Here is a 7,725-nt window from a genome sequence, read left to right as displayed (position 1 = left end):
ACGTCAGGGATGTGACCTTCGGAGAGGACGCCTCGCGCGTGCGGACCAGCGGCGCGCCACGAGCGATGGCTTCCCTGCGGAATCTGGCCATCGGCCCGCTCCGCCTGTCCGGGTGGGACAACATCGCGGAGGGCCTGCGTCATCACGGACGGGATATGACCCGACCGCCGACCGCCCTCGGACTGACGTGATCATTCCGCGCCGATCGCGAGAACGACAGAGCCCTGGATCATCACCTGATAGCGCCTCTGTGCACAGTCAGTCGAACAGAATGATCTGACGCAAGGCTGAACCATCGGCAAGCTTGTCCATTGCCTCGTTAATGTTGTCCAAGGAGGTGTAGGAGGATATGAGCTTATCCACTGGCAGTCTCCCATCGCGCCAGAGCTCGACGTAACGCGGGATGTCGCGCGAAGGTACGGCCGAACCGAGGTAGCTGCCAACGATCGTGCGGGCCTGGGCGGTGATCATCAGTGGGGATATGGCCACGGTGGCGGACGGAGAAGGCAATCCTGCAGTGACGGTCCTACCCCCGGGTGCGGTGGCTGCGAAAGCGATCTCGAAAGCTCTCGGGTTGCCGGCGGCTTCGACTACATGTGTCGCTCGAATGACCTTCTCAGCCACTTCATCCGGAGTATAAGTCGCCTTGGCCCCCAACTGGCGTGCTATCTCCAGCTTTGCCATTGAGGGATCGACGCCAATGACGCTCACTCCTTCCAAAGAGATCGCGGTGATGAGCGCGGCCATGCCGACGCCGCCAAGGCCGACGACCATCAGGATGTCCCCGGGAGCGGGTTGAGCGGCGTTAAGTACTGCCCCGCCTCCGGTTAGCACGGCACACCCCAGCACCGCGGCAATGGGCGGGGGTACGTCGTCGTCGACCGGCACAACGGTTCGGCGGTGGACCACAGCGTGGGTGGCGAAACCGGATACACCCAGATGGTGGCGAATAACCTGGTCGTTGCGGCGGAGCCTGGATCCGCCGCCAAGGAGGACACCTTGCTCGTTTGAGTGGCTTCCCCGCGTGCAGGGGATCTTCCCCTCAGAGGCGCATGCGGCGCACTCACCGCACCGGGGAAGGAAGGTCATCACCACGCGTTGCCCCTCGGACAGGTCGTCAACGCCATGGCCGAGGGCGACGACTCTGCCTGCCGCTTCGTGACCCAAGAGCATGGGGACGGGCCGGTGACGGCTTCCGTCGACGACGGACAGATCTGAATGGCACAGCCCGGCTGCCTCAATCTGCACGAGGATTTCGTTCGGCCCTGGAGGGTCCAGTTCGAGGTCTGAGACAGTGATCGGCTGTGTGTACGAGTAAGGGGGTGATGTGCCGATGCGTTCGAGGACGGCTCCTTGGATTTGCATCTCAGTGAGCCTCCCTACACCCGAGCTCTGACGGATTTGGGCGGCGTTTCACATCTACGTGCACGAGGTAGGGAGCCGGGTCGAACGTGCCGTTTTCCTCGCGGAAGGTGTGCGAGAAGTCCGGCCACAGAACAAGCCGACCGTTGCGAGGGTCCACATACCAGCTCTGGCATCCGCCAGTCAACCAGACGGTCCCTTGGCTGCGGTCCTCGATGCCTCGGACGTAGTCCTCCTCGGCTTCTGCCGACACCACCATCGCATCGATGGCCTCGGTGTTCATGTACTCGAGGGCGCCGAGTATGTAGTCGATCTGGGCCTCGATGGCGTAGACGGCCGAATTGTGCCCGACACCCGTGTTGGGGCCGTCCATGATGAACAGGTTGGGAAATCCGTGAACGGCGGTCGTAGCGTAGGCTTGCATGCCCGTCTTCCACTGGTCTGCCAGAAGCTGGTTGTTCTTGCCGGTGATCCGATGCGCGATCGGCAGATCGCTCGCTTCGAATCCGGTGGCCAGCACGAGAACGTCCAGCTCGACCTTGGCACCATGGCCGGTAGCGATCGTGCTGCCCTCGATTCCGGAGACTCCGCCGGTCTCGACGGTGACGTTCGGGCGGCACAGGGCCGGGTAGTAATCGTCGGACTTTAGAATTCGCTTGCATCCGATTTGGTAGTCGGGCGTGAGCTTGCATCTTAGTTCAGGATCGGCGACCTGGGTATGGAGGTGCGCAAGGGCAACCCCAGCGACCTGCTCCAGCAGAGCTGGCACCGCCTGACGTTCCACGAATCGGGCTTCGTTGGCCCAGAAGTACTCAGCACGCAGTGCGTCGATTTTCTCCGGAAGCCGGCGGAAGGTGTTCTTTTCAATCTCCGTGTAGCGGCGGTCGTGGCGCGGGGTGATGTAAGGGGCGCTCCGTTGGAAGACCGTAAGGTGGCTAGCACTTTTGGCTAGTTCGGGCACGATCTGGATACCTGAAGCACCCGTACCCACAACGCCGATACGCTTTCCTTCCAGCTCCACAGCATGGTCCCAGGCCGCAGAGTGGAAGAGGTGACCGTCGAAGGAGTCCAGACCCTGGATTGCAGGCGGCTTCGGATCCGAGAGATGACCGGCGGCGGTGATGAGGACTTTGCCGCGATACGTGCCTCGAGGGGTGCGCACCGTCCATTGTGAATGGGCCTCGTCCCAGCGCGCGTCCAGCAGTTCGGCTCCGAAAACGATGTGGGGCATGAGGCGTTCGTCACGGGCGGTCATCTGCAGGTACTGAAGGATCTCCCGTTGCCCAGAGAAGACATGCGACCAATCTGGGTTCTTGCGAAATGAAAAGGAGTACAGGTGCGACGGCACATCGCAAGCCGCCCCGGGGTAGTGGTTGTCCCGCCACGTACCGCCGACGTCATGGGCGCGCTCGAGGAGCAGGAACGAGGTTTGGCCTCTGCGTCGCAGTTGGGCGGCCATGCCCAGCCCGGCGAAGCCGGCGCCGACGATGATTACCTCTACGTCGTTAAGCGAGCCGTCGAGCCGCTCTGTCGGGGGTTGCACAGGGGGCGTGTCTATGGTGCTCAAGGTTCGAGTCTCCCTCCGGTGTGAACAGCGGTGTCTCAGATCGTCGGCGTGGCCAGCCTCGAGCCAGCGGGCGCGTCGATGCGATGGGCGGCAAAAGCGTCGATGAGGTAAAACAATTCGGCCGGACGCTCGACGGTCACGGCGTGACCGCTGTCGATGGTGGCCAGCCGACTGTCCGCTATGGCTCCAAACAAGGCGTGACTGTGCCATAGCGGGACCATCTGGTCATACGTGCAGCCGATGACGAGGGTTCGGGCCCGGATCTCACTAACGGCTGCGGACAGATCCACGTCCCGATTGAGCTTCATCTGCGCGTCTCGGCCTTCGACCGTGATCCGCTCCAGCATGTCCTGGATTTCCTGCTCGGCCCTTGCCGCCAAGAAGGGAGCGCCGTAGGAGCTATAGAGCATGAAGTGGCGAAGTGCGGAGGAGTCGGTGCGCCGCAAGTTCTGCCAAATCGTATTGCGCAGACGCTGATGAGAGTCGGTCTTCATCCATCCGGCCACCAACACAAGGCCCTTCACCCGCTCCGAGTGTGCTGCAGCTATTGCTGCGGCGACGACAGCCCCGAGCGAGTACCCCACTAGGGTTACCGGCTCATCCGTGGCCTTGTCGAGCACGGCGTTCACCTGGCGCACCAGCCAATCGAGGCTCAAGGGTTTCCCCTCGGGAGCGGGGGCGAACTCCGGGGCGATGACTCGGTGACGGGCAGCAAGCATTGGGAAAAGCCTGCCGAAGTGGCTTTCAACGCCGCCGCCGGTGCCGTGGAGCAACACGAGGGGCGATCGAGAGCCGCGGGTGTCATGGAAAGTGATCTGTGTACCACCGAGCACGACGGTGCTCTGGATTGCGTCTGGGTGAATGCTCACGCTCAATCCTTCAGGACTGCCAGTGCCCACCACTGGAAGGAGAGATTGCCTCGAACGACCTGCTCTTAGGCTGTTGATAGCCCACACTCAAACAGAGTGGACTATCAGTTAACCATCACCTCGGGGTCTCCTCAAGGGGCGATGAACCTTAAGCGCCGGGCAAACTGTGTCGACATGCGGCGTCCAACGCTGGACAGATTGTGGGTCGCCGAATCTCATGGAACTGTGATCAGGATGGTGCCGCGACGATAGTGGGAGGCGGCGTGCAGGCTGGCTAGCCGGCTTGGCTAAAGGGTGTGCGTACAGCGAGACCCCACGCTGGTACGCACTTGCTGCTCGGCCGAGGGCGTTGATCGAGGAGGCGGAGGGGCCGGGCGGTGGCCCGCCGAGCACCACGGCGCTCGCTCACGTGCAGTGAGTCCTCAGCGCGGTCCCCTGCTAATAGGCGACATCGCTGCCGATTCACGAAGAGAAGCAGGTCGGCTACGCCCCACTCGGCCGGATGTGATGCGCAGCGGATGGCCACGAGGCCACACTGTGAACTTGCTGCGTGGCGAGGACGACGGGGAGTAGCAGCTCTCTTCGAATCCCAGTTTTGCCAGCAACTGAGGAGGCACCGGCCGGAATCCGCTTCTTCCACCACATCGCGGAACGGTGGACCGCCTGAAAAGATTCAACTGGACCCCCAGCTTCCACCCTGGCCACGGTGGTCGCCGATGGGCAGATATCGCAAGACGTTCACCTTCTGCACGGAATGTCCGGATCTGAATGATGTGTCTTCGGCAGAGCCCCAATCTCTCTAGAATCAGGAGTTTGACGATGAACGTATCCACCCAGGCGACAGAAATCCGACTCGCCTCCCGTCCGAACGGCCTCCCGGCCCCCGAAAACTTCGAAATCGTCGACACCCCGATCCCGAGCCCGGCGCCCGGCCAACTTCTGGTGCGCAACCTGGTGATGAGCGTTGACCCGGCGATGCGCGGTCGAATGCAGGACGTTAAGTCGTATGTGGTCGGGGAGGTTATGTACGGTGGTGCTGTAGGTGAGGTCATAGAGTCAACCGTGGACGACTTCAAGCCCGGTGACCATGTGCTGCACCAGCTCGGGTGGCGCACGCACGCCGTTGTCGACGCGTCGAACGCGGTGACGGTTGATGCGTCGCTTGCGCCTCTGTCGACGTACCTTGGCGTGCTTGGTATGCCGGGGCTGACTGCGTACGCCGGCCTACTGAGGTCCGCTGAGTTTAAGACGGGAGACACCGTATTCGTATCCGGCGCCGCCGGCGCAGTCGGGTCCCTGGTCGGACAGCTAGCGCATCTCAAGGGAGCTAAGCGGGTGATCGGCTCGGCCGGGTCAGCGCAGAAGGTTCGACACCTGATAGACGAACTCGGCTTCGACACCGCGTTCAACTACAAGGACGGCCCAGTGATCGAACAGTTGCGTGCTGCCGCGCCGGAGGGCATTGACGTCTACTTCGACAACGTGGGTGGTGAACACCTGGAGGCCGCCATTGACGTAATCAATCTGCATGGCCGAATTGTCCGCTGCGGCACGATCTCTCAATACAACGCCACCGAGCCAGCGCCGGCGCTGCGCAACATCTCGCAGATTGTCATGAAGCGGTTCACCATGCGAGGGCTGCTCGTGTGGGACCACGCCGACCTGCAGCAGCAATTCTTGGCTGAAGTCACGCCGCTCGTTACTAACGGCAAGATCAAGTACTCCGAGACGGTCATCAACGGTATCCGCATGGCGCCACAGGCCTTCGTCGGCCTGTTCAGCGGTGCCAACACTGGCAAGATGCTGGTCCGTATCGCCGAGTAACCCGACGGAGGTCGCACCGGCTCCCTCGCGGCCTTGCGTCACAACTCAGATGAGGCTTTCTCGCCGAGCAGCCGTTGTTCTAGAGTCATTTGCGAGGAGTCGGTATCCTGTCACGGCTGTAGAATCGCTACGGTGGTTCACAACATGATCTGGCCTTTTTGTCGCCATCGCCGTGACCGTGCTCACCCAAGTGTTAGCTCCATCGGGTGTCGCAGGCGGTGAACCTGTCCCTCGGTTGGCCGTCTACTATTCTAAGTTGGCGAGCTATAGAGATCTGCAGCGGTGCTTGGCGGCCGCTTCGTCTCCATGCCGTGTTCGCAGCTCGTGAACGGAACGTCAGGAGACACTCGGTTGTGACCGGCTCGGCGTGGGTGCAGGCCATGTCCGTTCGATGATCAGCCTGCATCGAGCTTCTGCAAGCAGATAGTGCATGGCTGGTATCGACGCCCTGCGCTCAGCTGCGAGGCGCGCTTTCCGTGGACAATGTACGTCGATAACGGCGAGGCGCTACGCCACCTGCTACTACACAGCTAGTGCTGTGACCGAGATGGTTCACCGGGTTGGCCGTCATTCCCCCTCTGAGGCAGGTTCGAGGTGGCGGCGGCAGAGGTCGGCAGCTGTGAGGTGAGGCTTGTGCAGCGCATCGCTGTAGAGCCCCATCTCACGAGCTGCTCCGTCGAGGTGCTGCCAGAAAGTGACTGGCAGGTCGAGGTCGTCACCGAGATCGACGAGACAGACGAAGGCGAGTCCCAGCTCGTTGTGCTCCAGGAACTCCAGCGTCGCTGAGAGATCGCTGGCCGGCAGGTCCGCCAGTTGGAGCCGGGCAGCGTCAAGGTGGGCACGGGTCCGGTTCCAGCTGGCCTGAAGCGCCTCGCGATCAACAGTCATGGCGTCAGTGTTGTCGGTGCTGTTCGTATGGTCACGCAGCTTTCGCCGGTCGCCCGCCCCAGCGAATGCCCTTTTCACGGCGAATGCGGGCGCGCTCGCGCCGTTGGGCAGCCAGCACGTCGGGATGGCGGGCGTTCTTGTTCCGCCAGCGCAGGTAGGCGTGGAGGGCCCGGGTTTGCGTGGTGTGGTTGGAGTGGTTCGAGTTGGCGACGGTGAACTGCCGCAGCGGCCCGAAGTACGCCTCGATCGGGTTCGCCCAGGAGGCGTAGGTGGGGGTGAAGCACAGCTCGACCTTGTGCTTCGTCGCCCAGCGGCGGATGTCGCTGCTCTTATGGGCGGACAGGTTGTCCAGGATGACGTAGATCGGGGCGCCGTCCGGGCGGGCGACCCGGATGGACTTCAGTGCGGCCAGGGTGTTACTTACTGGCACCCTTCTTGCGGCGGTTGACGCCCCATAGGGTGTCGTCGCCGATCGAGTGGCAGCCGTGGAAGTAGCGCACTCCGTGGGTCCGGTGAAAGGTCGCGGGATGCCGTTCGGGCCGGCACTGCTCGGCCCAGCACGACCCGGCGGTGGGCCGGATTCCGAGAGGGCCGAACTCGTCCGCGGCGAGCGAGCAGGCACCGTAACGCTTCGCGGCCGATCCGAATGACGCGGCGCCGTGCACTTTCCGCAGGTAGGCGGCGAGTTTACGGATGGACCAGCGGGTGAAGGGCTGGCCGAGCTTGGTCGGGCGGGTGACGGCCGTCTGGATGACGAAGTTCTCGTCGTCAGGGCTGAGTTGGCGGGGACGGCCTCCCGCCCACCGAGGGTCCAAGCAAGGCAGGCCGATCTCGTTGAACCGGTGGATCACGTCGCGGACAGTGTCCTCGTCGGCCTGCACCAGCTTCGCGATCACCGGCACCCGGTTCCCGTCGGCCGAGGCCAGCAGCATCATCGCGCGCCGGTACCGCACCGAACTGGTGCTGCCCCGACGCACGATCTGCTGCAGCTTCTTCCCCTCCTGGTCGGTCAACCTGCGCACACGGACAGGCTCAGCCACCACACCCCCAGCAATCGGATCGGATGCCACCCATCCAATCGCTGGAACCACCAACCCGGCGAACGTTCCCGGTCAGAGCACTAGTGTGATGCGCCAGAATTTCTGAGGGTTAGTTGGTACCTTTATTTTCATGGCGCATCGGGGTCCTGCTGCTGTTGAGATCGTTCTTTCCGAG

At 62.8% G+C, this 7,725-nt stretch carries 5 protein-coding genes and 2 pseudogenes; 2 read left to right on the top strand and 5 right to left on the bottom strand.

All coding sequences use genetic code 11. From position 1 onward, the window contains the following. Positions 1-191: pseudogene (locus tag AC07CM_RS49800) on the top strand (ISAs1 family transposase); the annotation flags it as partial. Between the two features lie 67 nt (positions 192-258). Here AC07CM_RS49800 and AC07CM_RS49795 read toward each other — a convergent pair. The 3 genes from AC07CM_RS49795 to AC07CM_RS49785 are packed head-to-tail and all read right to left on the bottom strand — an operon-like array spanning position 259 to position 3,798. Next, a complete protein-coding gene (locus tag AC07CM_RS49795) occupies positions 259-1,365 on the bottom strand; it encodes an alcohol dehydrogenase catalytic domain-containing protein (protein ID WP_478883191.1) in 1,107 nt (368 codons plus the stop codon). A 1-nt stretch (position 1,366) separates the two neighbouring features. Then, a complete protein-coding gene (locus AC07CM_RS49790; protein ID WP_478883190.1) occupies positions 1,367-2,929 on the bottom strand; it encodes a flavin-containing monooxygenase in 1,563 nt (520 codons plus the stop codon). A gap of 35 nt (positions 2,930-2,964) precedes the next feature. After that, a complete protein-coding gene (locus AC07CM_RS49785; protein WP_478883189.1) occupies positions 2,965-3,798 on the bottom strand; it encodes an alpha/beta fold hydrolase in 834 nt (277 codons plus the stop codon). Positions 3,799-4,617: 819 nt separating this feature from the next. On the opposite strand from AC07CM_RS49785, the gene AC07CM_RS49780 reads away from it, so the two are divergent. Further along, positions 4,618-5,622, top strand: coding sequence for an NADP-dependent oxidoreductase (locus AC07CM_RS49780; RefSeq protein WP_478883188.1), 1,005 nt, complete (start codon positions 4,618-4,620; stop codon positions 5,620-5,622). A gap of 567 nt (positions 5,623-6,189) precedes the next feature. Here the strand turns inward: AC07CM_RS49780 and AC07CM_RS49775 are convergent. Both AC07CM_RS49775 and AC07CM_RS49770 read right to left on the bottom strand, forming a co-directional pair. After that, positions 6,190-6,510, bottom strand: a complete 321-nt coding sequence (locus tag AC07CM_RS49775; RefSeq protein ID WP_478883187.1) for a MafI family immunity protein — start codon at positions 6,508-6,510, stop codon at positions 6,190-6,192. A 31-nt stretch (positions 6,511-6,541) separates the two neighbouring features. Beyond that, positions 6,542-7,550, bottom strand: a pseudogene (locus AC07CM_RS49770) (helix-turn-helix domain-containing protein). Between the last annotated feature and the right edge of the window lie 175 nt (positions 7,551-7,725).

This window comes from Streptomyces sp. NPDC044061 (genome assembly GCF_056434305.1).
This window is presented reverse-complemented; position numbering and strand designations above follow the sequence as displayed.